23 protein-coding genes are annotated in these 26371 nt (G+C 68.8%); 9 read left to right on the top strand and 14 right to left on the bottom strand.

Going from position 1 to position 26371, the window contains the following annotated elements; translation table 11 throughout:
• Positions 1-89 precede the first annotated feature (89 nt).
• Positions 90-1583, top strand: a complete 1494-nt coding sequence (gene zwf / locus IW248_RS04055) for a glucose-6-phosphate dehydrogenase (protein WP_124820825.1) — start codon at positions 90-92, stop codon at positions 1581-1583.
• Positions 1584-1855: 272 nt separating this feature from the next.
• Here the strand turns inward: zwf and IW248_RS04050 are convergent, their stop codons facing one another.
• The 4 genes from IW248_RS04050 to IW248_RS04035 form a co-directional block, all read right to left on the bottom strand.
• Positions 1856-3100 carry an MFS transporter gene (locus tag IW248_RS04050; protein ID WP_196925711.1) on the bottom strand — a complete coding sequence of 415 codons (1245 nt, stop codon included), beginning with the start codon at positions 3098-3100 and terminating at the stop codon, positions 1856-1858.
• A 300-nt stretch (positions 3101-3400) separates the two neighbouring features.
• Positions 3401-4615, bottom strand: coding sequence for a low temperature requirement protein A (locus IW248_RS04045; RefSeq protein WP_240639246.1), 1215 nt, complete (start codon positions 4613-4615; stop codon positions 3401-3403).
• Positions 4616-4929: 314 nt separating this feature from the next.
• Entirely contained in the window at positions 4930-5319 is a 390-nt protein-coding gene (locus tag IW248_RS04040; protein WP_231396169.1) for a MerR family transcriptional regulator, read from the bottom strand.
• A gap of 23 nt (positions 5320-5342) precedes the next feature.
• Positions 5343-6839 carry a SulP family inorganic anion transporter gene (locus tag IW248_RS04035; RefSeq protein WP_196925710.1) on the bottom strand — a complete coding sequence of 499 codons (1497 nt, stop codon included), beginning with the start codon at positions 6837-6839 and terminating at the stop codon, positions 5343-5345.
• 525 nt (positions 6840-7364) lie between these two features.
• On the opposite strand from IW248_RS04035, the gene nhaA reads away from it, so the two are divergent.
• Entirely contained in the window at positions 7365-8726 is a 1362-nt protein-coding gene (gene nhaA / locus IW248_RS04030; protein WP_196925709.1) for a Na+/H+ antiporter NhaA, read from the top strand.
• On the opposite strand, the gene IW248_RS04025 is transcribed toward nhaA, so the two are convergent.
• A complete protein-coding gene (locus tag IW248_RS04025; protein ID WP_196925708.1) occupies positions 8717-10348 on the bottom strand; it encodes an efflux permease Rv1217c-related protein in 1632 nt (543 codons plus the stop codon). The genes nhaA and IW248_RS04025 overlap by 10 nt on opposite strands.
• Entirely contained in the window at positions 10345-11244 is a 900-nt protein-coding gene (locus IW248_RS04020) for an ABC transporter ATP-binding protein (protein WP_196925707.1), read from the bottom strand. Before IW248_RS04020 ends, IW248_RS04025 begins: the two co-directional genes overlap by 4 nt.
• Positions 11245-11439: 195 nt before the next feature.
• Between IW248_RS04020 and IW248_RS33845 the strand changes: the two genes are divergently transcribed.
• Positions 11440-11643, top strand: a complete 204-nt coding sequence (locus IW248_RS33845) for an RICIN domain-containing protein (RefSeq protein WP_372431822.1) — start codon at positions 11440-11442, stop codon at positions 11641-11643.
• Between the two features lie 78 nt (positions 11644-11721).
• Here the strand turns inward: IW248_RS33845 and IW248_RS04010 are convergent, their stop codons facing one another.
• Positions 11722-12294, bottom strand: coding sequence for an AfsR/SARP family transcriptional regulator (locus IW248_RS04010; protein WP_307787709.1), 573 nt, complete (start codon positions 12292-12294; stop codon positions 11722-11724).
• A 416-nt stretch (positions 12295-12710) separates the two neighbouring features.
• Here IW248_RS04010 and IW248_RS04005 point away from each other — a divergent pair, with 416 nt between their 5' ends.
• Entirely contained in the window at positions 12711-13991 is a 1281-nt protein-coding gene (locus tag IW248_RS04005; protein ID WP_196925704.1) for an MFS transporter, read from the top strand.
• Positions 13992-14101: 110 nt separating this feature from the next.
• Here the strand turns inward: IW248_RS04005 and IW248_RS04000 are convergent, their stop codons facing one another.
• The 4 genes from IW248_RS04000 to IW248_RS03985 all read right to left on the bottom strand — a co-directional run bounded on the left by IW248_RS04000 (position 14102) and on the right by IW248_RS03985 (position 19527).
• The gene (locus IW248_RS04000; RefSeq protein WP_196925703.1) at positions 14102-14302 is read right to left on the bottom strand and encodes a hypothetical protein; all 201 of its coding nucleotides are present in this window, start codon (positions 14300-14302) and stop codon (positions 14102-14104) included.
• A gap of 102 nt (positions 14303-14404) precedes the next feature.
• A complete protein-coding gene (locus IW248_RS03995; RefSeq protein ID WP_196925702.1) occupies positions 14405-15613 on the bottom strand; it encodes an alcohol dehydrogenase catalytic domain-containing protein in 1209 nt (402 codons plus the stop codon).
• Positions 15614-15761: 148 nt separating this feature from the next.
• Positions 15762-16604: an alpha/beta fold hydrolase gene (locus IW248_RS03990; protein WP_231396168.1), complete on the bottom strand. Its 843-nt coding sequence runs from the start codon at positions 16602-16604 to the stop codon at positions 15762-15764.
• Between the two features lie 85 nt (positions 16605-16689).
• Positions 16690-19527 (bottom strand): AfsR/SARP family transcriptional regulator, encoded by a 2838-nt coding sequence (locus IW248_RS03985; RefSeq protein WP_196925700.1) that lies wholly within the window; start codon positions 19525-19527, stop codon positions 16690-16692.
• Between the two features lie 299 nt (positions 19528-19826).
• Here IW248_RS03985 and IW248_RS03980 point away from each other — a divergent pair, with 299 nt between their 5' ends.
• Entirely contained in the window at positions 19827-20840 is a 1014-nt protein-coding gene (locus IW248_RS03980; protein WP_196925699.1) for an RNA polymerase sigma factor, read from the top strand.
• Positions 20837-21589 carry a GNAT family N-acetyltransferase gene (locus tag IW248_RS03975; RefSeq protein ID WP_196925698.1) on the top strand — a complete coding sequence of 251 codons (753 nt, stop codon included), beginning with the start codon at positions 20837-20839 and terminating at the stop codon, positions 21587-21589. Before IW248_RS03980 ends, IW248_RS03975 begins: the two co-directional genes overlap by 4 nt.
• A gap of 124 nt (positions 21590-21713) precedes the next feature.
• On the opposite strand, the gene IW248_RS03970 is transcribed toward IW248_RS03975, so the two are convergent.
• Positions 21714-22373 (bottom strand): hemerythrin domain-containing protein, encoded by a 660-nt coding sequence (locus tag IW248_RS03970; protein WP_196925697.1) that lies wholly within the window; start codon positions 22371-22373, stop codon positions 21714-21716.
• 161 nt (positions 22374-22534) lie between these two features.
• Entirely contained in the window at positions 22535-22762 is a 228-nt protein-coding gene (locus tag IW248_RS03965) for a hypothetical protein (protein WP_196925696.1), read from the bottom strand.
• 250 nt (positions 22763-23012) lie between these two features.
• Here IW248_RS03965 and IW248_RS03960 point away from each other — a divergent pair, with 250 nt between their 5' ends.
• Positions 23013-23471, top strand: coding sequence for a hypothetical protein (locus tag IW248_RS03960; RefSeq protein ID WP_196925695.1), 459 nt, complete (start codon positions 23013-23015; stop codon positions 23469-23471).
• Entirely contained in the window at positions 23468-23797 is a 330-nt protein-coding gene (locus IW248_RS03955) for a winged helix-turn-helix domain-containing protein (RefSeq protein WP_196925694.1), read from the top strand. The genes IW248_RS03960 and IW248_RS03955 overlap by 4 nt, the downstream gene beginning before the upstream one ends.
• Here the strand turns inward: IW248_RS03955 and IW248_RS03950 are convergent.
• Positions 23732-25393, bottom strand: a complete 1662-nt coding sequence (locus tag IW248_RS03950; protein WP_196925693.1) for a Na+/H+ antiporter — start codon at positions 25391-25393, stop codon at positions 23732-23734. The two genes, IW248_RS03955 and IW248_RS03950, sit on opposite strands and share 66 nt — an antisense overlap.
• Positions 25394-25475: 82 nt before the next feature.
• Here IW248_RS03950 and IW248_RS03945 point away from each other — a divergent pair, with 82 nt between their 5' ends.
• Complete coding sequence (locus IW248_RS03945) at positions 25476-26306, top strand: NAD(P)/FAD-dependent oxidoreductase (RefSeq protein WP_196925692.1); 831 nt, start codon at positions 25476-25478, stop codon at positions 26304-26306.
• Positions 26307-26371 lie beyond the last annotated feature (65 nt).

The following is a 26371-nucleotide window of genomic DNA, read 5'->3' as shown; positions in this document are numbered from 1 at the left end:
GCACATTACCGCCATAGCCGCACAATTCCTGGCATGACAGCACGGCACCCCCCAACCCCACACCCCATGTGCCCGGAGGAACGCAGACCATGGACCACGCATCTCAGCTCATCCAGGAGCGGAGTGCCCCGCCGGCCACGCTGGTGATCTTCGGTGCTTCCGGTGACCTGACGCGGCGTAAGCTGCTGCCCGCAGTCGAGAGCCTGGCTCGTCACGAGCGGCTCCCGGACCAGTTCGCGCTGGTCGGCGTCGCGCGCACGTCGATGACCGACGAGCAGTTCGCCGAGAGCGCCCTCGGTGAACGCACCCTCGCCAGCAAGCGCCAGCTTCTGGGCGGCGTGCGGTACGTGACCGGCGGCTACGACGACCCGGAAACCTATAAGCGGCTTGTGGAGACCCTCGACGAGCTGGACGCACAGCGGGGCACGTCCGGCAACCGGCTCTTCTACCTGTCCACCCCGGCCGGGGCCTTCGAGCCGGTAATCAACGGACTGGCCGGTGTCGGGCTCAACCAGCCACGCGAAGGCTCCTTCTCCCGCCTGGTCATCGAGAAGCCGTACGGGCGCGACCTGCCCACGGCCCGCGAGCTCGACGGCGTCGTGCACAGCGCGTTCGACGAGCACCAGGTCTTTCGCATCGATCACTATCTGGGCAAGGACACCGTCCAGAACGTGCTGGCGCTGCGCTTCGCGAACTCGATCTTTCAGCCCATCTGGGATCGCTCCTGGGTCGACCACGTGCAGATCACGGTCGCCGAGACCCTCGGCGTCGGCAGCCGCGGCGGCTTCTACGAAGACGCCGGCGCGATGCGGGACATCGTGCAGAACCACGTGCTCCAGGTCCTCGCGCTGGCACTGATGGAGCCACCGGCCTCATTCGAGGCTGAGGGCCTGCGCAACGAGAAGGTGAAGCTGCTGCAGGCGATCCGACTCCCCACCGACCGGGACATCGCCGAGGCCGCGGTCCGGGGACAGTACACCAGGGGCGGCACCCGCGAGGAGCTGATGGCCGGCTACCGCGAGGAGGCCGGCGTCGACCCCCTGTCGCGGACCGAGACCTACGCCGCCATGCGGCTCAACGTGGACAACTGGCGCTGGGCCGGGGTGCCGTTCTACGTACGCACCGGCAAGCGCCTGCCGGCCCGGCTCACCGAGGTGGCACTGCAGTTCCAGCGGCCGCCGCACCTGCCGATCCCGACCGACCAGCTCACCGGTCTCGATGCTGACGCGCTGATCCTGCGGATCCAGCCGAACGAGGGCATCTCGCTGCGCTTCGGTGCCAAAGTGCCGGGCCACTCCTTCCGGGTCCGCACGGCCACGATGGAGTTCTCCTACGACCAGACGTTCGTCGAGGAGTCCCCGGAGGCGTACGAGCGTCTGCTCCTGGACGCGTTGATCGGTGACGCGTCGCTGTTCATCCGCAGCGACGAGGTGCAGCAGTGCTGGCGGATCGTCGACCCGATCATCGACAACTGGGAGAAGGACAACTTGCCGATCCCCACCTACGAGGCCGCATCCTGGGGCCCGACCGACGCCGACCGGCTCATCGGCCGGAACGGCCGCAAGTGGCGCAACTCCGCGTGACCCTGCCACGCGATGGTAGTCGCCGCGCGGGACGCCGACCCAGCAGTCCCGGGGCCGGCTGGGCACCACCGCCCAGGTGAGGCCGGCCAGGACGCGAACCAGGTGACCGGCCACCAGGTCGTCACCGGTGTAGGCGATCGGCAGGTAGGACGGCGACGTTCCGCCGCGGACCGCCGCGCTGCCCGAGACAGTCGGGCGATGCCCTGACACGGGCGGCACACCGCCGGGCAGTCGGTGGATCACCAGACCGCCCGGTGGTGTGCCATGAATGATCAGGACCCGGCGGACTCGACGATCATCTGTTGGTGCCGGTTGATCAGCCGGTAGAGCAGGGCCACGACGACGAGCTGGGCGAGACCGGATACCGCGAACGCGGTCGGCACGCTGGTCTCGGCGGCCACGACTCCACCAAGCACAGCGCCAAGTGGGATGCCGCTCCACAACACCACGCGGTGGGCGCCGAGCACTCGACCGAGCAGTTCGTCCGGGATCAACGCCTGCTTCAGCGACATCGCCAGCACGTTCCACATCGTAATGCCCACCGCGATGCCGAAGAACCACACGCCGGCCGCCCAGATGTTCGTAACAGTGCCGAGAAGGACAAACATCACCGGGGCGATCGTCACGGCGATATTGATCATTCGCGGCCGTCCGAGGTGGGCGGTCAGCGGACCGACCGCAGCAGACCCGACGAGGCCGCCGATCCCCATGGCGATGAACAAGATGCCGTACACCGACGGGCTCAGCTTCAGCGTCTCCAGCGCGTACAGGACGAAGAGCGAGGTAGCCATGGACATCAATCCAGCTATCAGCCCACTGAGGATCGTGAACCCGCGCAGCAAAGGGTGCCGCCAGAGCCAGCGCAGTCCGTCGCGGATGTCCGCGCGCAGGGTCGTCGGCTCGGTGCGCTTCGGTCGGAACCGACCGGGGACGGCGAGCACGAGGACGGCGGCCACCGCGAAGCCGATCGCAGCGCCAAGCAGAGGAGCGGCGCGGAACCAGCTGAAGAGCAACCCACCCACTGGCGGACCGACGAAGCTCTGGCCGACGGTCTCCTCGACGGTCAACCAGCTGTTGGCCTTGTCGAGACCGCGACGGTTGACGATCTGGGGCAGGATGGCGCGGACCGCCGACTCGTACACCACCTGGCAGAGACCGAGCGCGAACGCGATGACGTAGAGCACCAGAATGCTGTCCACGCCGGTGATGATGAGCAGCACGAGAGCACCGATCAGGGCTGCCCGCATGAAGTTGACGGTCGACATGGCTGCCCGACGGTCCAGCCGGTCCGCCAGCGCGCCGCCGGGTAGACCGAACACTAGCCATGGCAGGAACGAGAACGCGGTGAGGCCAGAGATGAGCACCGGGTTGGTGGTCAACGACGTGGCGAGCAGTGGCAGCGACACTCTGGCGATGCCATCGGCGCTGGTAACCGTGGCCGACGCGGAGAACAGTTTCCAGAAAGAGCTGTCAAGTACCGGCGCAGGCTTGTCAGATGTTTTGGTCAGCGGAGTCAACGACTTCCCACCCTTGGAAACGGAACGTCGTTTCCGCTCAGGCGCCGACTGGCCTCCTGATGGCGCGGAAACGCATGACGAAATGAATGTTCACAGTCCCGCCTCCCATCAATACGTGAGGACAATGGGGCGCAGCGTAGCACGGCCGGAAGGACCGGGCCCCTGTCCTCCCGGCCGTGCGCCCGCGGGTCCCGCGCGTTTGCCGGGCGCTCCACCTCACCGACGACCAAGCAACCCCGACCGACGCGCCCTCGTCCGGGCCGGCGGGCTCGAACAGCACGGCAAGACCTGCACCAGGTTCTACCTCACCTCACCGAAGCGGGGCGGCGAGGCCTCCTCCAGTGGACGTCCATGGGCTCGGATCGTGTCAGAGACGGCAACGCCGAGCAGGACCGCGACAGCTGCCGCAGCAACCCCGAGGGGCGGTAGGCCGACCATGATCGGCGCCATGGCCGCGAGGACGAAGATCCCGATCGGCCGCGGCCAGGACACCCGCGCGAAGGCCACGTACTCGAATACCGAGCGCCCGGCGAGGTAGAGCGCAGGCCCACCGAGGATGGCCCCGACCCAGGCGGGTTTCGCGTCTCCGGATGGATCTAGGAGGACGAGTTCGGAGCCGGCTGAGCTGGCGAGGATGCCGGACACCATGAGCAGGTGCGCGAACTCGGCCAACCGACCGAGCCGGGCAGGATCGGCGGATGCCGCGATGGCCTCGCCCAGGATTTGGCCGGCTCGGTAGAAGTAGATCCGCCACAGCAATACCGTGGTGAGGAACGACAAGGTAAGGGCCATCGTTCGTTGCGCCACGATCGGACCGCGGAGAAGACTCGATCCGGAGGTCAGGATCGTCTCACCAAGCGCGACAATGACAAGCTGCCAGTAGCGTTCGGCCAGGTGCTCGCCCGCGACGGCCCACGGGGACCCCCGCGAGCGACCCAGCCCCGGTACCGGCCAGCCGAGTCTGGCCCCCAGGTAGTCGATCGCCAAGGCCACCGTCCACAGCGAATTGCGCGTTACCTCGGGAGCGAAGGCTCCGGCGAGCCACGGTACGGCCGACGCGCCGAACCAGATGAGTGCCAGCATGTTGACGCGGCGCAGATTGTGACCTCGCACGACGCCTACGAAGAAGAGGGTGCGGCCCACCTGAATCGCGACATAGGTGCTCGCGAAGAGCAGACCAGTCTCGGCGAGAGCCCCCGAAATCGCGACCGCCAGGAGCAGGCTCCCGTACATCGTCGCAACCACAACGAACTGGATCGGCGGCTGAAACGGATCAAATCTACTGGTCACCCATGCCGTCTGGGTCCAGATCCACCAGACCGCCAACAGCAGCAACAGAGTCTCGCCGTTCTCCGCAAGGGAGGTGGTCAACCTCTCCGCGACGTGACCCCTGGTGTAGTCCAACACCAACTCGTGCACAATCCGGGTGAGCGCGAAGACGAACACGAGATCGAAGAACAGTTCCAGGAAGGTCGGCCGCTGCGGACTCTCACGCCTGCGCAGCAGATTGGCCACTCTATTCCTCGTCACCCGGCCCGCTCGCTCCGTCGGCTAGTCGCTGAAGCAGTCGTACCACGTCGCCGCAGTGCCCAGGGATGAGATGCACCCCCGATGACTAAATAGCCTGACGGCCGACGAGGGCCGCCACCGCGCCCAGCACCGCCCTCTCCGAAAAGCCGACGGCTGGCTGACAGACGTGCTACATGGCTTCCACGCAGGGCCCACAGGCGGCGGACAACGACGACAAGCCGCGGCCGCACCCGGTCCACCGAATCGTCTCAGCACCAGCAACTCCCGGCCATGACTGCTTTGCAGTGACGTCTTCGAGGTCAGCCGTGTTGGTGGATGTGGTCCTGGATTTGCTGGGCGAAGCCTTCGGCGGTGGCGAGTTGCTCGCGTAAGGCTTCGACGCGGTTCTGCGCGGCGGTGTGGAACATCGCGAGGCGGTCCTGCAGGACGGCGCGGTCTTCTCCCTCGGCGGTGCTCAGTGCGTCGAGGATGGTCAGCAGATCCCGCATTTCCTCGAGGGTGAACCCGAGCGGCTTCATTCGCTTGACGACGCGCAGACGGTCGAGGTCCGGTTCGGTGTAGAGCCGAAACCCTCCCTCGCTGCGCGCCGACGGGACGACGAGGCCGGCGTCCTCGTAGTGGCGGATGGTGCGGATGCTCAGCCCGACCCGTTCGGCGGCTTCGCCGATCTGCATGCGCCCTGCGCTCATCGCATCAGTGTCCCTGGCGTCCATCAGTGGCCGACCTTGAGCTTGCCGGCGAGGTTCTCGTGGAACTCCGCGCTGGCGGCGTTGAGCCCGACAATGTCCACCCTCTTGCCGCGGGTCTCGTACTTCCTGGTGATGGCGTCCAGGGCGGCGACCGACGAGGCGTCCCAGATATGCGCGGCGCTCATGTCGATCACTACGTGGTCCGGGTCGTGCGCGTAGTCGAACTGGTAGACCAGGTCGTTGCTGGAGGCGAAGAAGAGTTCGCCGTGCACGCGGTAGATCTGGGTGGTCTCTTCGGGGTCGAGGACGCTGGTGACCTGCGCGAAGTGCGCGACCCGGCGGGCGAAGATCACCATGGCGGCGATGACGCCGAGCACGACACCGATAGCGAGGTTGTGCGTGGCCAAGGTGGCGGCGACGGTGACCACCATAACGATGATCTCGCCGGCCGGCATCCGCTTGAGGGTGGCGGGGGCGATGCTGTGCCAGTCGAAGGTTCCCACCGAAACGATGATCATGACGGCGACCAGCGCGGCCATCGGGATCAGCGCGACGACGTCACCCAGGGCCACGACGAGGATGAGCAGGAAAACCCCGGCCAGGAAGGTGGACAGGCGCGTGCGGGCGTTGGACGCCTTCACGTTGATCATTGTCTGGCCGATCATGGCGCAGCCGCCCATGCCGCCGAAGAAGCCGGTGACGATGTTGGCCACGCCCTGCCCCCAGGACTCGCGGGTCTTGTCGGAGCGGGTGTCGGTGATGTCGTCGACGAGCTTGGCGGTCATCAGCGATTCCATCAGCCCGACCAGGGCGATGGCCAGGGCGTAGGGGGCGATGGTGGTCAGCGTGTCGAGCGTGAACGGCACGTCCGGCAGGCCGAGGATCGGCAGGCTGTCGGGCAGGGTGCCTTCGTCGCCGACGTTGGGCACGTTCAGGTGCACGACGACGACGAGCGCGGTCAGCAGGACGATGGCGATCAGTGGCGCCGGCACGGCGGTGGTGAGCTTGGGCAGGAGCACCATGATGGCCAGCGCGACCGCCACCAGGGGGTACACCAGCCACGGCACGCCGAGCAGGTGCGGCACCTGGGCAGTGAAGATGAGGATGGCCAGGGCGTTGACGAAGCCCACCATCACGCTCCGGGGGATGAACCGCATCAGCTTCGCCACCCCGGCCAGCGCCAGGACGATTTGGAAGACCCCTCCGAGGATGACCGCGGCGACCAGGAAGCCCAGTCCGTGTTCGCGGGCCAGGGGTGCCACGACCAGCGCGATCGCCCCGGTCGCGGCGGAGATCATGGCAGGTCGGCCGCCGGTGAAGGCGATGGTGACCGCCATCGTGAAGGAGGCGAACAGGCCCACCTTCGGGTCCACACCGGCGAGGATCGAGAACGAGATCGCCTCGGGGATCAGCGCCAGCGCGACGACCAGTCCGGCGAGGACCTCGGTGCCTAACACGCGCGGCGAGGCCAACCACTGCGGGCGCGACCATCGAGGCGTCCGTACTGACTGCGACGACATAACTCTCATTTCCACTCGACGTGCACGCGCTCAGGCACGCACCGGCAACGCCGGCTGGGCCGCGCTGCTTGTCCTACGGGGTGCCGGGACGCGGCGGATAGCCGTCGCCGTGGCGCTGAAGCGTCTTCGCTCACGAAGCTTGTCGCTGCCCGGGCGCACGCGGCGCCACATCTCGGCAACGCCGCCGACCCTACTCTTCGGTGAGAGGAGAGTTGACTTGACGGCCAAGTGTCGATCATCACCCGCAACCAGTCGGCCGGGGGCCACGGCCACGCCGGTAGCGCGATATCTCCCGCAACCAGCCGGCCACTTGGCAGGATGGGCGATGGGCAGCGTGGGGCACAGCGGCGACGAATCGGCCGAAAACGCTGCAAGCGGGTCGCCGATGCGTCAAGGCCGATCGCGCTCGTCACGTTCTACCTGGCGGCTCGGCGTGCTCGGACCGTCTCGCAGTAAGATCACTCTTAGGTGCGCCGGGAAGTCTGGTCGGCAATGTCCGACCCGACCCCGAAAACTGGAGCGTTCATGACGCCAACACCTACCCGCAGCCCGCAAGTCTTCGGTCGTGGCTCATGGCCTGAAGCCCGCCGAATCGCTGACGTCCTCCGCAAGGAAACCATCGGCGGAGTCCTGCTGCTTGCCGGCGCCGTCGCCGCTCTGGTCTGGGCCAACTCACCGTGGGCCGACAGCTACGAGTCGGTGCGTTCGTTCACGTTCGGCCCCGAGGCGCTGCACCTGAACCTGTCGGTAGGGACGTGGGCAGCCGACGGGCTGCTGGCGATCTTTTTCTTCGTCGCCGGCTTGGAGCTCAAGCGGGAGTTCGTCGCTGGCGACCTGCGGGATCCTCGCCGCGCCGCCGTCCCGATCGCCGCCGCCGTGGGTGGCGTGATCGTCCCCGCCGTGCTGTACCTGGTGATCAACCTCGCCGCGGGTGAGGGGGACGGCAAGGGCTGGGCGATCCCGACCGCCACCGATATCGCGTTCGCCCTGGCCGTGCTGGCGGTCATCGGTCGCTGCCTGCCGCACACAATGCGCACGTTCCTGCTCACCCTCGCCGTCGTCGACGATCTGCTTGCCATCGCCATCATCGCCGTCTTCTACACCGCGAGTCTGTCGCTGCTGCCCCTACTGGGTGCTCTGCTCCCGCTGGCCGCGTTCACCGTGCTGGTCCAACGCCGGGTTCGTTCGTGGTGGCTGCTGCTGCCGCTGGCGTTCGCCGCCTGGACGCTGATGCACGCCTCCGGTGTGCACGCGACCGTCGCGGGGGTTCTGTTGGGCTTCGCGGTCCCGGTGTTGCGTAGCCGAAAGGCGGGCGGGCCGCAGGCGGGCCCTGGTCTGGCTGAGCACTTCGAGCACCGCTTCCGGCCAATCTCCGCAGGCATCGCCGTGCCGATCTTCGCGTTCATGTCCGCCGGAGTCGCGGTCGGTGGGCTCGGTGGGCTCGGCTCCGCGCTGACCGATCCGGTCGCCGTCGGCATCGTGGTCGGGTTGGTCGCCGGCAAGCCGATCGGGATCACCGCCGCGACCTGGCTGGTCACCCGTTTCACCCGGGCGAAGATGGATACCGGCTTCGCCTGGATCGACGTGTTCGGCATGGCCGTGCTCGCCGGTATCGGCTTCACCGTGTCGCTGCTGATCGGGGAGTTGGCATTCGGGATCGGCAGTGAACGCGACGACCACGTCAAGGTCGCCGTACTGGCCGGTTCTCTGACCGCCGCGCTGCTGGCAACGGTCATCCTGCGGCTTCGTAACCGCACCTACCGGCGGATCCACGACGCCGAGACCGCCGACGCCAACCGTGACAACATCCCGGACGTCTACCAACAGGATGTCCCCGTGCACCCCGCGGGCAGCCTGAGCGAGACCCGCAATTCTCCTCAGCCCTGAAGATCGCGCCGCCGATAGCCCATGACACCGGCCACGCCCAGGGCAACGCCCAGCGTGATCATGATCAGCGTGCTGGTCCAGTTGACCGCTGTCAGCGGGACCGGCGCCAGGTGGGCGAACGGCGAGAGTCCGCGAACCCAGCCGGGTGCGCCGACGCTGTCGGCGATCACCAGGAGCAGGAACCCGCCGGTCGCGGGCAAGGTTCCGGCGAAGGCTGCCGCCCGCGGCGCCCAGCCAGCGGCGAGGATGGCCGCGCCGAGACTGAGCAGCACGATCGGCAGCGTGTTCCAGGCCCCACTCAATGCTGCGAGCAAGCTGAGATCACCTCCGGTCGCGGTGATGCCCGCCCAGACGGCGAACCCGGCGACACTCACCAGGGCTATCGCGCCTGCGGCCGTGGCGGTGATCTCGGCGGCGAGCAGGCGGGTCCGGGTGACCGGCTGGGCGGTCAGCAGCGTGAGAATGCGGCTGTTCTCGGCCGCGACGAAGGCGGACACGCGGACCGCCGTGAACCCGCCGACGGGCAAAGCCAGTAGCGCGAACAGGGTCGCGGCGAACCCCTCGACCGCACCGAGTGCGGTGAACCCGGCGCGCGCCGCCTCCTCGGCGAGAGCCGGATTGTCGGTCAGGAACTCGGTGACGGACGCCGTGGTAAAGCCGATGAGCAGGTAGTAGGCGCCGATGCCCAGAGCCCAGCCGGTGAGGGGCCGCAGCATGCGCCGCGCCGCGAACGCTCCCACGTCGTTCAGCAGCATCAGCCGCGGGTGGCGACCGGCAGCGATCGCGATCAGCCCGCCGCGGACATCACGGCGGCCGGCGACGGCAACCGCGATGCCGGCCAGCAGCACCGCGGCGGCCAGCAGAATCAGCAGCGGCAGGATCTGGTTCCGCGCGTACGGTTCGCTGAGGGCGAGCAGCCCGAACGGTGACAGCCAGCGCAGCCACCCAAAGCCGGTGAGGCCGTCGCCGACCATGCGCGTCAGCAGGGCGGTACCGAGCACCGCCACGGCGGTTCCGGTCGCGGCCGGCCGGTTCGGGAACACCTGCGCGGCCAGCCCGGCGACGGCGACGAAGAACAACCCGAGCACACCGACACCGCCGCCGTGCACAGCGGCGCCGGCCGAATCGGTACCGGCCAGCAGCAACACCACGGCCACGGCGGCGCCCGCGGCGACCGGAACAACCATCACGGCGCCCAGATGGCGGGCCACCACCTCTCGCAGCGGCGCCCGTCCCGCCAGCAGCACGTCCCACCGGCCGGCGTCCTCCTCACCCCGGGTGATGCGGGTGGTGGCCAGGATCGCCCAGACGGCAAGCAGAACAGCGAGAAAGGTGCCGACCCGCCACACCGCGAATCCGCCAGCCTGATCGAGGGCGATCGGTTCGCCGAACAGGGTCCGAATGGCAGGGTTGGCGGCGAGCGCGGCAATGCTGCCCGCCGCGGCGGGATCCGCCATGACGCTGCTGTACGTGCTCACGACGAGTGCCGGCAGGGCAGCGACGAGCCCCAGCACGATCAGGCCACTGCGGCGTAGCTGGCGCACTGCCAGCCTGGTGACGGCCTTCCCGGGGGAGGCCGGCACGCTGAGCCCGATGGCGGACGGGACCGTCCTGGTGATCATCGGATGCTCTCCTGGGCGCCGTAGTAGTCGAGGAAGATCTCTTCAAGGCTCGGTTCGCGGACCGCCAACGCGGTGACCTCGGCCGCGGCGAGCGCCCGCAACGCCGGCGCCGGCGGCCCGATGAGCGAGAACCGTAGTCGCCCAGGACTGACCTGCTCGACCGTCTCGACGCCAGGAACCAGATCAAGACCGGGCGGCGGTACGCCGACGTACGACACGGTCACCTCGGCGCGATGCAGACCCCGCATTTGTTCAATGGTGGCGATCTCGACGAGCCGGCCGGCCCGCAGGATCGCGACACGGTCACAGACCGCCTCGACCTCGGCCAGTTGGTGCGAGCTGAGAAACACGGTCTGCCCGCGGTCACGGGCCTCGGCGACAGCGAGCCGGAACTCGCGTTCCATCAGCGGATCGAGGCCACTGGTCGGCTCGTCCAACACCAGCAGCGGCGCCCGGGTCGCGAACGCCGCGACCAGGGCCACCTTCTGCCGGTTTCCCGTCGAGTAGGCGCGGGCCGGCTTGCTGGTATCAAGCGCGAACCGTTGCACCAGTTCATCGCGGTACGCCAGATCAACGCCCGGCCCCGTACACGCCTGCAGGTGCAGGATCTCCGCGCCGGTCAGCTGCGGCCACAACGCCACATCGGCCGGCACGTACGCCAGCGACCGATGCGCTCGGGCGACATCCGCCGCGTCGCTGTCGAACACCCAGGCACGCCCCGCCGTGGGACGGACCTGTCCCAGCAGCAGGCGGATGGTGGTGGACTTGCCTGCGCCGTTGGGGCCGAGAAACCCGAACACCTCACCAACGGGGACCTCAAGGCACAGGTCGTCGAGCGCCGTGAAACGGCCGTACCGTTTAGTCAGATTGATGGCGCGCAACGCGAGATCGTTCATGGCGGAAGTCCTCACCAGCCGACGCGGATATGACCGCCGACCAGACTTCCCGGCACACCAGAGCCCACCGTACTCTCGCATCCACCCGGCAGGAAGCCGCCGCGTGGACACTCAGGACGGTTCAGGGTCGGTCAGCGAAGTTGATCCTGGTGCGCGCGGCCTCTCCAACCGTGCATTGGAGAGCGGGCGGCACACATGGGTCGGCGAAGCCGCGGCGATCAGATGCTCGACCGCGCTCCGCCTGCCTCGGGCGTGAATGCTGCATTTGGTGTCCGAGGGGGGCGGCAAAGCGGTCTGGCAATGGACGTTTGGCAGGCTTCGACCGCCGACGGTGCCCGCATCTCCCAGTGGACGCCCGGCACCGGTACCAACCAGCGATTCAAACTTCAACGAATCTAGAGGCTGTCTCATAGCTACAGCAGTGCGTGGAGATTCCCTGGGCGATCAAGCAGCGCCTCGGCCCGGAAACGTCTTCTGTCAGAACTTCCCGGTGTGGGCTCCTGCCACGGATGCGCTCGCCGCCGCACCTGCGAGCGGGCCGAGCAGGCCGGCCGGCCCGCGCCACAGCTCCAGTGCCTCGACGTAACTGTCGAGCGCCTTGCCTCGGTCGCGCTGGGCGAGACTTGCCCGGGCGGCGCTGGTGAGCTCACGGAAGCTGACCAGGTCGAGGGTGCCAGGACCGGGTGCGAACAGGTAACCGCCACCGTGCCGGCGCAGGTACGAGCCGATGGCGCGCGGCGGCAGCGAGGGTTCCATCAGCCGTCGCAGGGTGCCGACGTACTTGTGGATGACGTTGGTGGCGCTGGTTGGCGCGTCCTCGCCCCAGAGGAGCTCGATCAGGTTGCTCACGCTGATCGGTCGCTCTGCTCGCGCCAGCAGGAGCGCCAGCAGGTAGCCCTGCTGGCGAGGTCCGGCGCTCAGCTCGATGTCGTCGCGCCAGATCCGCAGGGGGCCAAGGATCTGGAACCGCAGGCTGCCGCTGACCGGCCGTGGTGCGTCGTCGGCGTGACGGGCACCGGCCGATTTCGACAATTCGATCTCCTGTTCCACTTGACGGATCGTGAACATCCCGCTGCTCGCGACGCCGACAAGTCTACGTCCGGCCGCACCGACGGGCTCACGACTCAGGGCGAAGCGGACGCAGGCGGAAGGACGGCGCGGCGAGGTCGGAATCCCCCGGCGGCGAGTCCGCGGAAACACCAGCTCTGTCGGTACCAGCGCCAACCCATCCGTTTCATCACGGATCGGGGCACCTGCTCCGCGCGCTGAGGTTCCCGGCCGAGCTGAGTGGTTCGGCCGGCGCTGCCGCGTTCGGGCACGGTCGTTCGGCTCTGTTCGGTTCGGCCGTCGCCTGCCTCGCTTGTGGACAGCAACGTCCTGCGCTGCTTCAAGAACAAAACCAGAAGATGTCAACTACCGGTCGTCATCATCTGCCGGAAGGTATTCCTCGGCAAGGACAGGGCTCCATGACCGCGTCAGCAAGCAACACCCGGCCCGGACCGGCCCGGACCGGTACACACAACAAGCCGCACGAATCTCAGCGCGCCCAGGAGGCGAAGCGGCATACCGCTCCCGGGCCGGGTCGCAGGAGGGGACTGACCCTGTTCGCGTTGGCCCTGGGCGCCTTCGCCATCGGCACCGGCGAGTTCGGCAGCAACGGGATCATCCAACTCTTCGCCGCCGATCTGGACGCGTCCATCCCGGTCGCGACGTACGCGATCAGCGCCTACGCGTTCGGTGTCATGATCGGGTCGCCGGCGATCACACTCCTCGCGGCTCGAGCCAACCGCCGTACTCTCCTGCTGGGCTTGATCGCGCTCTTCCTCGTCGGCAACGTCCTCTCGGCCCTGGCCCCGAGCATCGCCACCCTCGTCGTCTTCCGCTTCATCACCGGGAGTGTCCAGGGCGCCTACTTCGGCGCCGGCGCGGTCGTCGCCGCGTACGTCTACGGCCCGGGCAAGGGCGGAAGGGCTTTCGCGACCGTGATGGGCGGACTGACCGTGGCCACCATCCTCGGGTCACCGCTCGGCACCCTCGTCGGCCAGCACGCAGGGTGGCGCGCCACCTACTGGACCGTCATCGGGGTGGGTCTTCTGGCCGGCGCAGCGCTGCTGGCGTGGCTGCCACGCACCGACGACCTGCACGGCAGCTCCGTGGCACGCGAACTCGGCGCCCTTCGACGACTCGATGTCTGGCTCATGGTCATGGTCGCGGCGCTGGGCATCTCCAGCATCTTCGCCGTCTACACGTTCATCGGGCCGTTCGTCACCGACGCGGCGGACGAGAGCCCGGCGCTCATCCCCGTCGCCCTTGCCGTCTTCGGCCTCGGCATGGCATTCGGGAACTATTTCGGCGGCCGGGCCGCCGACCGGCACGGCAGCCGACCGCTGATCTACGGCTTCGGCTATGTCCTGGTGCTGCTCGTGGCCATTGGTTTCTTCGGCAGTGAGATCCTGGTCCTGATGCCGGCGCTGTTCGGCGTCGGAGCGACAATGATGTTCGCCATTCCCACCATCCAGGTACGGCTGACCGAATTCGCACCGGACGCGCCCACCCTCATGGGCGCCCTCAACCTGGCCGCCCTCAATCTCGCCAATTCGCTCGGCGCAATCGGTGGCGCCGTCACCATCGGGGCCGGATGGGGAACCCTCTCGACGGTGTGGGCGGGGTTCGTCCTCACCACCGCAGGTCTGATCCTCTTCCTCGCCACCCTGGGCCGGACCAGGGCAACCGTCACTCCAGCGTGACGCCCCACCCCGTGCCGGTGGGCGGCCACACCCCGCAGACGCCCGAACGCCCACCACCTCGGGACCGTGTGGCCACACGACAACCCGATCATCGCCGCCGGGCTCGCCCGCTACGGCCACCGCGACGCGGCGAACCGCATCGCGATGGCGATGCTGGAGGCCGCCGCCCACTTCGGATACCGCCTGCCCGAGGCCATTTCCGGGTACGACCGCTCGCTCGGCCGACGACCCGCAACGGGATCCTCGCCAGCGATCCGCACGTCCCCGACGGCGAGCACGGCGAGAAGTGGGGTCAAGTGGTTGCGTGTCATGTGGGATTCCGGCGGTCACCCGGCTTCCAGGAGGTCCGGAAGCCGTTCGACATCCACACGGAACATGCCCGAGACCGGTTCAGGTGCCTGGTCATCGCGGTCTCAGGTTGTCTGCAGGGCGACCTTCAGCCAGCCGGGGTTACGCATGTCGAACTCGCGGTACGCCGCGATGGCGTCCGTGAGCGGTTCGTGTTCCGTCACGACGTCTTCCGGGCGGGCTTGGCCGGACGCCACCATGTCCGCCAGCTTCGGAATGTACCTGGGGTGATTGCCATTGCCGGCCCGGACAGTGAGGTTGCGGGCCATGGTCGTGCCGATCGGAAAGAACCGGTCGGCGGGCGGATAGACCCCCACGATCCCCAGGGTGCCCACCTTCGCGAGGCTCTCCACCGCCCAGGTCTGCGCCTGGCTCGGCGCGTCTCCCGGCTTCCAGTGCCCGTCTTTCCCTCCACTGTCGAGGTTCGGGGAGATCTTGCGCTGCTCCTCGCGATTCCGCTCATCGTCCTTACCGGCGGCGGGGCCGGACTTCGGGCTCTCGCCATCCACTCCGACCGCGTCGATGGCGCAGTCGGCGCCGATCCCGTTCGTCAACTCCATGATCGCTTCGACCGGATCGGTCTCGTTGAAGTTGATGACCTCGGCCCCTCGCTGGCGGGCGTGTTCCAGCCGGTCGGCGTGTCCGTCGATCGCGATCACCCGCGACGCGCCTCGCTGGTAGGCGGAGAGAACAGCGAACTGGCCCACCGGACCGCAACCCCAGACGGTGACGATGTTGCCGTCACTGGCGTCGGCCAGCACCGCACCGAAGTAGCCGGTGGGGTAGATATCGGAGAGAGTGATGGCCTGCGCCTCGGTGACGGCCTCCGGCAGCCGGATCAGATTGGTGTGCGCGAACGGGACGCGCGCGTACTCCGCCTGCAGCCCGTTGAACGGGCCCTGCGCCTCGGGTGAGCCAGGCGAGCCGGTGCCTGCCCGTGGCCCGTACGGGTTGACGTTGTCGCACTGCGCGAAGAGCCCTCGGCGGCAGTAGGAGCAGGATCCGCAGCCCAGCACCGCCGAGATCACCACCCGGTCGCCGGGCTTGAGGTTGCGGATCTGCGTCCCCACCTCCTCGACCACCCCGACACCCTCGTGCCCGAGAATCTTGCCCGGCTTCATCCCGGGCATCGTGCCCCGCACGAAGTGCAGGTCCGTGCCGCAGATCGCCGCCGTGGTGACGCGGACGATGGCATCCGTCGGTGCCTCGATGCGGGGCTCGGGCACGTCGTCGACCCGGATATCGCCAATGCCGTGGAAGACGACAGCCTTCATTGAGCGCTCCTCTCCGACTGTTCACCCACGTTCGATCCAGCACGCGAGCGAGAATTCGGGCTACCCGTGACGCAGCACGGCAAACCTCTCCGACGGACGGCACGATTCCCCGAGAGACGGAGTGCACCGCGGGGAACAGAAGGCCGGTTCAGTGACGCGACGGGAGAACTTCCTCGGTCAGGATCCAGTCCACGGCTTCGTGAAATGCCGTCGGCTCCTCGAGGTGGCCGAAGTGTCCGCTGTTCTCGAGGATCGTCAGCCGGGAACCGGGGATGCCCTCGTGCAGCATCTCGGACCAGACCGGCCCGCAGATGAAGTCGTGCCGTCCGGTGATCACCAGGGTCCGAGCGCCGATCGACGACAACTCCGGCCGATAGTCGAACCTCTTGTTCCCCGGTCGTACCACCCAGGCCCGCACGGTCTCGCGGAGGCGATCGAATTCGGCGCGGCGACCCCAGAAATCGGCGAAATTGATCGGCAGATAGGCCCGAAGCTGGTCGGTCTTCTCCGCGTGGGTCTGCAAAGGAACCGAGCTGGTGATCGCCGCTGCCACCGTCGCGATCTCCGGGTTGCCGGCGTGACGGGACAGGTATGCGTCGACCTCGGCTTGCTCGGTCGCCCAGAATTCCGCGCCGTTGGTCGGGGACGTGCTGTACAGAACGAGGCCGGCGACCCGATCGGGATGGTTCAGCGCGAACCGCTGAGCGGTGAAGCCGCCGTGGGAGTGGCCCAGCAGGTGCACCCGAGCTTGGCCGAGATGCTCGACGAGGGAGTGCAGGAAACCGACGTACGTGTCCACGTAGGTGGACCCTTCGGGCAGTGGCCCGGACGCCCCGGTGCCGGGGATCTCCGGGTAGACCATGGTGAAGTGCTCTTCCAACCGGGTGGAGCGCAGGTAGGCGTACTCGACGCCGGGCCCGCCCGACTGGGTGATCATCACCGGGCCGGTCCCGGCGACGTGATAGACCTGCCGGACGCCGTTTGTGATCATTGTGTGTGTTCCGGGGACGAGATTGTTCATCGAGCGACACTCCCTACGAGGGTTGATGACGTTCATCGTTTGTCGGAAGCCGCGATCACCTCGGCGGGGACAGCAACTCGGCGAGACGGATGAGAGAGGCACGCATGCTGTCGGTGCCGCCGCCCTGCAACCCGGCAAGAACCGCGCCGGCGCGCTCGAACACCCGCTGCGCCGCGGGGATCTCGCCAGAGGTGATCAGGACCTCGGCCATCTGCCGCAACGCGTCGAACTGCAACGGTCGGTCCCCGAGGCGTCGCGCCGTCTCCGCCGACAGTTCCAGCTGCTCGACCGCCTCGTCGACGCGTCCGGACTCGGCCAGGTTGTGGGCGATGGCAGAACGGATCTCGCTCTCCTCGCGGCCGCGTCCGAACTGCTGATTGAGGTCGAGGGCCTCATGCAGCGCCTGCGCTGATTCCTCGACCCGCCCCAGGCCGGCGAGCGACGTCCCGCTGCACAGGAGGCTGAAGATCTCGGCCCGACGATTCCCGAGAAGGCGGGACAGCGACAGCGCCTTCTCGCTGTGCTCGAGGGCGAGGTCGTGCCGGCTCAGCGCACTGAGCACCTGGTGGAAGTTGTTGTGCACCAGCGCCTGTTCCAGCCGCATGTCCCGGGCCCGGTAGATGGGCAGCGCCTCGCTGAGCAGGCGGAGCGACTCCTCGTTGGCGCCGAACACATACCGCGCACCGGCCAGGCTGCGCAGGACGTGCGCCTCCCCGACGGCATCGTGGCTCGCCCGTGCCGCGTGCAGCGCCACCCTCATGACGTCTTCCCAGTCCTGGAAGTACCCGGCCCACTGCAGGTACTGCTGCATGGTGATGGCGAGCTGCCAGGGCACGATGCCGTACCCGACGTCGGCCGCCAGGCGGACCGCCTCCTTGAGCACCTCCCGCTGGCTCGCGAACCAGGCGATCGCCTCGTCGTACGTCTCCGGCTGCTCCGCGACGACACCGGGCAGGGGCGGCGGCGGCTCGATCGGCGTCCGGTTCGGCTCAAGCACCACCTGCGCGCGGAAACTGCTGTGCAGGTAGTACTGCAGCAGGCGGCTGACCGCCGCCTGTCGTTCCGGCGCCGGCTCCTCGGCCCGGAGGAGCTCTTCCGCGTACGTCCTGACCAGTACGTGCGAGGTGAGCCGGCCGTCCTCGTGCTCGGTCACCAGGGCCGCCTCGATCAGCTCGGCCAGCTCCGCCCGGATGTCGTCGGGGTTGCGGTCGCAGAGACTCACACAGGCTGCGGCCGTGACACCCGGCACCAGGGCCACCGACAGAAGCCGGAACAGCCGAGCGGCGCCGGGACCGAGCTGGCGGTAGGACCACGAGAACGCGGTACGCGGATCACTGAGGCCGCCCCCGCCCGGGAACGCGCCGAGCCGGCGGGCGCCGTCGCGTAGCTCGGCGGCGACGGAGGCGAGCGACAGTCGCGGGCGGACGGCGACCCGGGCCGCCAGGATGGCCAGCGCCAGCGGAAGCCGGCCACACAGTTCGATGATCTCGTCGGTGATCTCCCCACCCGCCGTGCCGGCGGCCGGCAGGCCGGCGAGACGGCGTTCGAGCAGCCGACGGGCCGTCGGCAGGTCGGGCAGATCGACGCTGAGTGGATGGGCGCCATCGAACGCGGCCAGGCCGACCAGTGACCGCCGGCTGGTGACGATCACGAGACTCTCCGCCGAGTTCGGCAGCAGCGGACGCACCTGGGAGGCATCGCAGACGTTGTCCAGCAGGATCAGGATCCGCTTGCCGGCGGTCATGCTCCGGTACATCCCGATCCGCGCGTCGAACGTGTCTGGAACGTCGGAGGCGGGCACACCCACCGCGTGCAGGAGGAGGCGCAGGGCATCGCCGGCCGGCCGGCTCTCCCCCTCGCCGAGGTGACCCCGGAGATCGAGGTAGAGCTGCCCGTCGCTGAACTCGCCGGACACCCGGTGCGCGAAGTGCACCGCGAGCGTCGACTTGCCGACGCCGCCCATGCCGTTCATCGCGACCACCAGAGGGCTCGTCCGTCCGGCGGCCCGCATCCCGGTGACCAGGTCATTCAAGATCGCCAGCTCGGTGCCGCGGCCCACGAAGAGGGGTAGGTCCGGCGGAAGCTGCGCCGGGCGCACCAGGGGAATCGGCCGGGATGTCCCGGGGATCGGATCCGGGTCCCCGGAGGGCGGCATCCCCGCCTGGGTGAGGGCCCGCCGCTGGGCGTCCTGGAGCTCGCGTCCAGGGTCGATGCCCAGCTCGTCGTCGAGGCGGGCGCGGATCGCGCCGTAGACCGCCAGTGCCTCGGCCTGATGGCCCGCCGTGGCGAGCGTCGTCACCAGGCACGCGTGGACCGGCTCGTTGAGCCGGCCCATCTCCGCGGCGAGCCGCAGCGGGACCAGCACCCGGCCGGGCTGGCGCACGCGCACGGCCACCGCGGCGGCGGCGATCGCGGCGTCGAAGAATTCGCTGTCGATGCCGGCGAAGGTCGCTGCCGCCGCCGTGCTGTCGATCAAGGAGTCACCGGCCGAACCGTGACACAGTTCGAGAGCGTCGAGGTAGTGGTCGAGCGCCTCGGCGGGACGGTCCTGCCTGAGGCTGGACTTCGCGGCCAAGACGTGGCTGCGGAACGCGCTGAGATCGAGCGACTCCGGCCCGGCCTCGAAGCGATATCCGTTGCCGTGCCGCAGCAGGTACGAGCCGGCAGCGCGTGCCGGTAGATCGGGTTCGAGCAGACGGCGCAGCGCTCCGACGTACTTGTGGATGACGTTCACCGAGCTGGCCGGCGAGTCCGGACCCCAGATCAGGCGCGTCAGATCGCTGGTGCTGACGGGCCGCCCCGCACGAGCCAGGAGGAGCGCCAACAGGCCGCGTTGCTGACGCGGGCCCGCGTCCAGCTCGACCGCACCGCGCCAGAGCCGCAGCGGGCCCATGATCTGCAGGTGCAGCGCGTTCTCCGGTTCCGGCTCCGGTGACCGGCCGGAGACGACGGGCTCTTGTGAGGATTCACTTGACGGTGACTGAATCGAACGTCCTTTCTTCCGGCTCGCGGGATCGCACGGTGCCGCGTTCGGCAAGACGGACGTCGGGGTTGAACAGGGCACGACGTGGGCCTTTTCGCCGACGGCGTGGTCCTGGCTTGTGTCGATGGGCATGTACTGCAGATCCAGGCCGCAGGAAGAAAGTTCGGTTCGCCGAAAAAGATTTCCCTAGCCCGAGCTAGCGTTCCGGGATGCTCCTACCAACATCGGGACCCGTGTCGGCCGGCGACGCGGAGCAGGTGGTCCGGGCCGCCCAGCTGGGCGATCCGCGAAGCTTCACGCTGCTGTTCGAGCTTCACTACGCCGGCATGCTCGCGGTGGCACACCGCATCCTGGGTGCCAGGCCCGACGCCGAGGATGCCTGCCAGGACGCGGCGATCACGGCGTTCTGCCGGATCGGCGAGCTGCGCGACCCGTCGGCGTTGCGGCCCTGGCTGCACGCCATCGTGCGCAACAACTGCCGGAAGCTTCTCCGCTCGCACCGGCCCGTCCCGGTCGGCGTGGCCGGCGAGAACCTGCTCGCCTCGGAGCTGGACGATCCGGCTGCCCGCATCGACCGCAGCGCCATGCGGGACTGGATCTGGCACGGACTGCACCAGTTGTCCCCGGCCGCGCAAACGGTGGCGTTGCTGCGCTACTTCACCGAGAACAACTCGTACGAGCAGATCGCGGATCTCTGCGGGGTCCCGATCGGCACCGTCCGCAGCCGCCTGAGCGAAGCGCGCCGTCAGCTGGCCGACGTCCTGCCCCGCCTGCGCGAGGAGCGGCACGACGAGACCACGTCCCTGCAGGCCGAACGACGCGAGGAGGCTTCGACGGTGCTGACCGCGGTGTCCGACGGTGCGCCGATGCACAAGGCGGCGGCGCGCTGGGCCGAAGACCTGACCTTCTGCTGGCCGAGTGGCAAACGGACGATCGGCCGCGAACCGGTCTTCGCGGCTATGCGACGGGACTATGACTCCGGCGTCGCTCACCAGATCACCGGAGTGGTGGCTGGTGCGGGCATCACGATCTGGGAGAACGCCTTCATCAACCCGCCGGAGGATCCGTTCCACTGCCCGCCCGGCGGGACCTGGCTGCTCCGCGAGAAGAAGGGCCTGGTGTGTGAGGTGCGCCTCCTGCACACCCCGCGGCCGACCCGCCCGGAGATCACTCCCCCGGCGAATCGAACTTCTGGCCGCCGGACCAGGTCCTGGAGGGTATGACCACCTACTCCATCCATGACCTGGAGCCGCAGCTCGCCGCCAACCGCCGTTACTGGTGCGGCTGGGCCGGCGCGCGTCCCGACACCGACCTGCCGACCTACCGCACCGACATCCCGCACCCGCTGCTCAACGGGGTCCTTCGCGTCCGCGGTCGGCAGCTGGATGACGCGATCGAGGAGGTGAGGAAGCACCTCACCGGCTCGCGGTGGGGCTGGTGGGTGGGCGCGGACAGCGACGAGGGCACCGCCGAAGGCCTGCTCGAGCGGGGCGCGAAGCAGATCGCTGACATGCCGATCATGGCGGTGGACGTGACAACTGTGGCCGAGGCCGCAGCGCCCGCCGATCTGACGATCCGGACCGTCGTCGACCCGGTCGGGATGCGGGAGTACGTCGAGACCTACGCCGGACCGCTCGGCATCACCGGTGACCTCGATATGGTCGTCGACCGGGAACTCGGCTTCGCCTACCCCGACGTGGTCCGGCTCGCGGGCACCGTCGAAGGCCGTACCGTCGGCACGTGCACCCTGTCGCTCGGCACCGACGTCGGCGCCCTGTACTGCATCGCCACCGACCCCGACTTCCGCCGGCGTGGAATCGCGACCGCCCTCACCCGCGAGGCGTTGCGCATCACCAGTGAGTCGGGGCGGCGGATCGCCACGCTGCAGGCGAGCGCCGAGGGCGAGCCGGTGTACCGGCAGATGGGCTTCGACACCGTCGCCCGCTATCGCCTCTACCAGCTCCCGGAGTGAGCTTCCGGCGACGCCGCCCCGGCCGCCCAGGTGCCGGCCGGGGCGGCGCGCCGCGCCCGAGCGCACGACGAAGGGCAGCCGGATCTTTCCGGCTGCCCTTCGTCGGCTCGACTGTCAGTGCCGGTCAGGCGGCGCTGCGCACCCTGTCCAGGCCCAGACGACGGGCGTATCGGGTGTACGCGCCCGGCCCGAGCCGGGAGAGCACGAACCAGGCCGGACCCGGGATGACCGCCTTGAGACCCGCGACGTGCTCGGGAGTGCCGTCGCGCAGCACCATCCCGAAGGCCATGGGCAACAGCTTCTTCGGCATCGTGGCCATCGCGGCCGCGCCCACCTCGGCCCACTCCTTGTCCGTCAGGTACTTGTCGATCAACGCCAGTAGGTGCGTCTCCTCGGTGACCAGGTGCTCCAGCATCGGCGGAACCATGGCGTCGACGGCCGCAGCGAGAGCGTCGCGGTCGACCGCGGTCGCGGTCCGGCGCCAGGCGCCGGCCCGACTCTCCACCTCGACGAGTGCCTCATGCAGGCCCTCGTGCTGACGTTCCATCGTCTCGACCAACGGCGCGATCTCCCTCGGGCCCCGTTGCATCAGTTTCGGCCAGACCTTCTCGTCCTCACCGGCGTGGTGCAGGTTCAACAGGCCGGTGAGGATGAGCACGTGGTCGGCGACCCGTGCGGCGGCGGCGCTGTCGTCGGCGGTAATGGTCCGGACGAGTGCCGCAGCAACGGGAAACTCGCGACGGAAAGCGCTGTGGACGAGGTACATGTCGCGACTGTCTGCCATGGTTCTCTTTCCTTGATTCCGTGCGGCGTCCATTCCGATTTGTCCCTGGAACCGTATCGGCCCGCTCTTGACGAAAAGTGGACGCTCACAGCGACGGCGCGACAACGTATCGCGGATGGAAACCCCATCGCCCGAGTGATCGAAGGGCGGACGATCGTCGCCTACCGTGCGGCGTCGCGCAGGTGACTCCAGGGGCGGCCCTCGTCACCAGGGAGGCGCGTGGTGCCGAAGCGTTCGTCGACCTCGGCGAGCTGTTCCGGGGTGGGATTCGGGCCGAGGCTGCCGAGTTCCTCGAAGAGTTGCTCGTTGCCGGCCGGCGCGCTGACGAACAACAGCTTCCCGCCGGTCGGGGTGACGAACGTGTGAAAGGCGCCCCGGGGCACAATCACCGTCGTTCCCGGGCCGCCGGAGAACTCGGCACCGCCCACCCGTCCCGACCCCAGTCTGCCTGGCCTGTCATGGTCGCCCCCTTCTCGTGATTCACCACCAGCGGGGGCAATTCAACGTCGCGGCACATGATTTCCAGTGAGTAGAGAGTTACCACCGGCGACGGACGTCTCGGCAAGTACTTGCTCGTACGGAAAGTGAGTGCTAGCTTTCCGTACGAGCAAGTACTTGCCGAGACGAAGGAGTCCCCTGATGAACACCCCTACACCCGAGGAAGCCCGAGCGGCTCTGCGGGACGTCGACCGGCGACGGACCCAGACCGCAGCGGCGGCAGGCCGGTCCCGGTGGGGCTGGATCGTGGCCGGGGTCCTGATCGCGGCGTACGGAGTTCTCGCCGACCGTGAACCACAGTTCGTCCGCACCTGGGGCATCGCCATCGTCCTCCTGCTGCTGGGTGTCTCTCTGGTGGGCAACACCCGGCTGGGCGGCTCGCTACTCCGCCGGCCGGTGCGTCCGCGCATCACGCCCGACCCGGCGAGCCTGCTCTGGATCCTGCTGGCGCTGGCCGTCCTGATCGGCGGCACGACGATCGCCACGGCTATGGAGGTCCCGCACGTCGCCCTGTGGAGCGGACTGGCCGGCGGTGTCCTGGTGGCCGCCGCAGGTCCGTGGTGGCAGCGCAGGATCCTCACCAGAGGGACCGCACGTTGACCGACCCGAAGCTGGATCCCGCGCTGCTCGATCCCACCCGACTGGCCATCCTGGCCCTGCTGGCGGGAACGGAATGGGCCGAGTTCGCCTTCGTCCGCGATTCGGTGGAGCTGAGCGACTCGGCCCTGTCCAAACGGATCTCGGCGCTGAGCGACGGCGGCTACGTCGAGGTGCGCAAGGGTTACGTGGGCAAGCGCCCGCGGACCTGGATCAACCTCTCCACGGCCGGTCGCGTGGCTCTGAGCGCCCACATCGCGGCCCTACAGGAGATCGCCACGCGGGTCGTCCGCCCCGACTCGACCAGTGTCCCTGAGCAGTCCAGCTAGGGCCTGAGTGTCGTTGCCGCGGCGCTGGGTCATGTGGACCTGTTCGAGGTCGAGGCCGTCCTGCACGCGGCGAAGCACCTCGTCGTCGATCTCGCCCTGGTCACGCATCCGGACGACGGTGTCGTGGCGGTGGTCGATGACGGCGAGATGCAGATCCGCGTACTGCTGCTCGTAGGTGGCAGCGGCCTCGTCGGGACCGGTGTCGGCGTCGCCGTCGCGCAGCACGCGCAGACGGCGGTCGTACTCCGTCCGCAACTGCCTGTGCACGTCATCGTTCGTGCCCAGCTTCGCGGCCATCTCGGGCAGCGACGCGAGAGCGTGAGCCATGGACCCGATCTCGGCCTGACGGCGCTCCCGCTCGGCCTCCCCGTCGGCATCCAGCCCGGCCCACCGCGTCACCCGAGGCATCAGCGGCGCCTGGAGCAGCAGGGTCACGGCGATCACGACGGCCGTGACGAAGACGATCAGATCCCGGTCCGGGAACTCCGCCCCGGACGGCAGGGCATGGGGTACGGCCAGCGCTGCCGCCATCGACACGGCCCCGCGGAAGCCGGCCGCCGACATGAGCGCCCGCGGCCTACCACTCAGCCGCCTTTCGCGTTGCTGCGGCCGTCGGTCGATCGCCCGGATCAGATACGGGCTGGTGAACAGCCAGCCGAACCGCACCGCGATGATGACCGCGCAGACCACGACCGCGACCAGCAGGCCGTGGGCCAGCCCGGTGCTGTCCAGCCCGCGGACGGCCGACTGCGCCTCCAGCCCCACCAGGACGAACAGCGCCGCGTTGGCCAGCGTGGTCACGAAGCCCATGACGGTCTGGACGTGCCGGCGGGCGTTACCGGGGAACAGACGCGGCGAGACGCGGCCCACCCAGAGTCCGCTGACCACGGCCGCGAGGACGCCGGACACCTCGGTCGCCTCGGCGATCAGGTAGGCGGTCAACGGCGTCATCAGCGCCAGGAGGTTGTGCTGGAACGGGTCGCTCAGCCGGCGGCGGACCTGCAGGGCGAGGAACGTGACAGCTACGCCGGCCGCGATGCCGCCGAGGTACGACAGAGCGAAGAGGCCGGCCACCCGACCCACGCTGAAGTGTTCCTCGCCGAGCGTGATCCCGACCGCGAGCGTGTAGATCACCAGCGCTGTACCGTCGTTGACCAGGCTCTCCGCACGCAGCATGGTCGCGATGCGGCGCGGCAGCATCCGGCCCAGGACGCCGACCGCCGTGGCATCGGTCGGCGCCACCGCGGCGCCCAGCACCCACGCCGGTCCCCAGTCGAGCCCGAGCGCGTGCGCGGCGGTGGCCACGCCCGCCGCGGTCGCGACCACGAGGAAGGTGCTCAGCAGCACGATGACCCGGAGGTTCCTGCGGATCTCGCGCAGCGAGGAGGTGAACGCCTCCCAGTAGAGCAACACCGGAAGGAACACCAGTAGGACGGCCTCGGGGGGCAGGTGCACCACGCGCAGTACGGGCACGAACCCGAGAAGTACACCGGCGACCAGGAGCAGCACCGGTGGGGCGATCCGGAGACGACGGGCCGCGCCCGTACCCGTCAGGATGGCGACGCCGACCGCCACCACCAATGCGAGGCTGGACACCAGGTCTCCCTGTCCTTCGTCTCGGGCCGGGCGCTGCGCCGCCGGCGGTTCGACCAGGATGACGTGAAGAAGTGGACAACGAGTGGAGGATTTCTGCGCCCGATCGGGGATCCCCGCGGGTGTCAGCGGCGAGCAGTTGGCCCGGCTGGCGATGATCCAGGCGCTGAAGTTCGGCGTTCAGATCTACGCGCCCTGCGCGGTGGTCGGCCTCGACGTCTCTGACGAGTTGCGGCCCATCGTGGAGTTGGAGGACGGCACCCGAATCGAGACGTCCGCGGTCGTCGCCGCCACCGGAGCGCGTTACCGTCGCCTCGACATCGCGCGCTGGGCGGAGTTCGAGCAGAGCGGATGCATCCGGTACGCCGCGACCGAACTCGACCTGCGCGGCTACGAGTCGCAGCCGGTGGCGGTCGTGGGCGGCGCCAACTCGGCCGGGCAGGCGGCCCTTTCCCTGGCCGCACGCGGCTGCACTGTGCATCTGGTGGTGCGCTCGGCCGACCTCGAGGCGAAGATGTCGGCGTACCTGGCCGACCGGATTCACGCCCATCTACAGATCCACGTCCACACCCGCAGCACCCTGCGTGAGCTTCAGGGTGACGACACCCTCGCGGCGATAGTCGTGACGTCGGAGGGCGAATGCGCGAAGCTGGACTGCCGAGGGCTGTTCTGCTTCATCGGCGCCGACCCGGCGTCCGACTGGATGACGGGCATCGCCACGGACGACGACGGTTTCGTGCTGACCGACAGCCGGCTGCCCGCCGGCACGCACCAGGCGCCGCTGCCGTTCCAGACCAGCGCTTCCCGTGTCTTCGCGGTCGGCGACATCCGCTCCGGCTCCACCAAGCGGGTGGCCACCGCCGTCGGTGAAGGCGCCGCCGCAGTCTCCGCAGTCCACACCGTACGGGCCGGCTGAGTCTGATCTCCGATCGATGTCGCCGTCTGGCGGGCACCGCTGTGGCCCCGCCGGACGGAGATGAT

Origin of the sequence: Micromonospora ureilytica (assembly GCF_015751765.1) — a bacterium.
Classification (GTDB): Bacteria; Actinomycetota; Actinomycetes; order Mycobacteriales; family Micromonosporaceae; genus Micromonospora; species Micromonospora ureilytica.
Note: the sequence above shows the minus strand (reverse complement) of the source record. Positions and strands in the feature narration are given on the sequence as shown.

What these genes read in the sequence shown, in the direction of transcription:
- zwf (WP_124820825.1), top strand. Translation starts at nt 90, where the DNA reads ATGGACCACGCATCTCAGCTCATCCAGGAGCGGAGTGCCCCGCCGGCC.
- IW248_RS04040 (WP_231396169.1), bottom strand. Translation starts at nt 5,319, where the DNA reads ATGAGCGCAGGGCGCATGCAGATCGGCGAAGCCGCCGAACGGGTCGGG.
- IW248_RS04035 (WP_196925710.1), bottom strand. Translation starts at nt 6,839, where the DNA reads ATGTCGTCGCAGTCAGTACGGACGCCTCGATGGTCGCGCCCGCAGTGG.
- nhaA (WP_196925709.1), top strand. Translation starts at nt 7,365, where the DNA reads ATGACGCCAACACCTACCCGCAGCCCGCAAGTCTTCGGTCGTGGCTCA.
- IW248_RS04025 (WP_196925708.1), bottom strand. Translation starts at nt 10,348, where the DNA reads ATGATCACCAGGACGGTCCCGTCCGCCATCGGGCTCAGCGTGCCGGCC.
- IW248_RS04020 (WP_196925707.1), bottom strand. Translation starts at nt 11,244, where the DNA reads ATGAACGATCTCGCGTTGCGCGCCATCAATCTGACTAAACGGTACGGC.
- IW248_RS33845 (WP_372431822.1), top strand. Translation starts at nt 11,440, where the DNA reads ATGGGTCGGCGAAGCCGCGGCGATCAGATGCTCGACCGCGCTCCGCCT.
- IW248_RS04005 (WP_196925704.1), top strand. Translation starts at nt 12,711, where the DNA reads ATGACCGCGTCAGCAAGCAACACCCGGCCCGGACCGGCCCGGACCGGT.
- IW248_RS04000 (WP_196925703.1), bottom strand. Translation starts at nt 14,302, where the DNA reads ATGACACGCAACCACTTGACCCCACTTCTCGCCGTGCTCGCCGTCGGG.
- IW248_RS03995 (WP_196925702.1), bottom strand. Translation starts at nt 15,613, where the DNA reads ATGAAGGCTGTCGTCTTCCACGGCATTGGCGATATCCGGGTCGACGAC.
- IW248_RS03990 (WP_231396168.1), bottom strand. Translation starts at nt 16,604, where the DNA reads ATGATCACAAACGGCGTCCGGCAGGTCTATCACGTCGCCGGGACCGGC.
- IW248_RS03985 (WP_196925700.1), bottom strand. Translation starts at nt 19,527, where the DNA reads ATGGGCCCGCTGCGGCTCTGGCGCGGTGCGGTCGAGCTGGACGCGGGC.
- IW248_RS03980 (WP_196925699.1), top strand. Translation starts at nt 19,827, where the DNA reads ATGCTCCTACCAACATCGGGACCCGTGTCGGCCGGCGACGCGGAGCAG.
- IW248_RS03975 (WP_196925698.1), top strand. Translation starts at nt 20,837, where the DNA reads ATGACCACCTACTCCATCCATGACCTGGAGCCGCAGCTCGCCGCCAAC.
- IW248_RS03970 (WP_196925697.1), bottom strand. Translation starts at nt 22,373, where the DNA reads ATGGCAGACAGTCGCGACATGTACCTCGTCCACAGCGCTTTCCGTCGC.
- IW248_RS03960 (WP_196925695.1), top strand. Translation starts at nt 23,013, where the DNA reads ATGAACACCCCTACACCCGAGGAAGCCCGAGCGGCTCTGCGGGACGTC.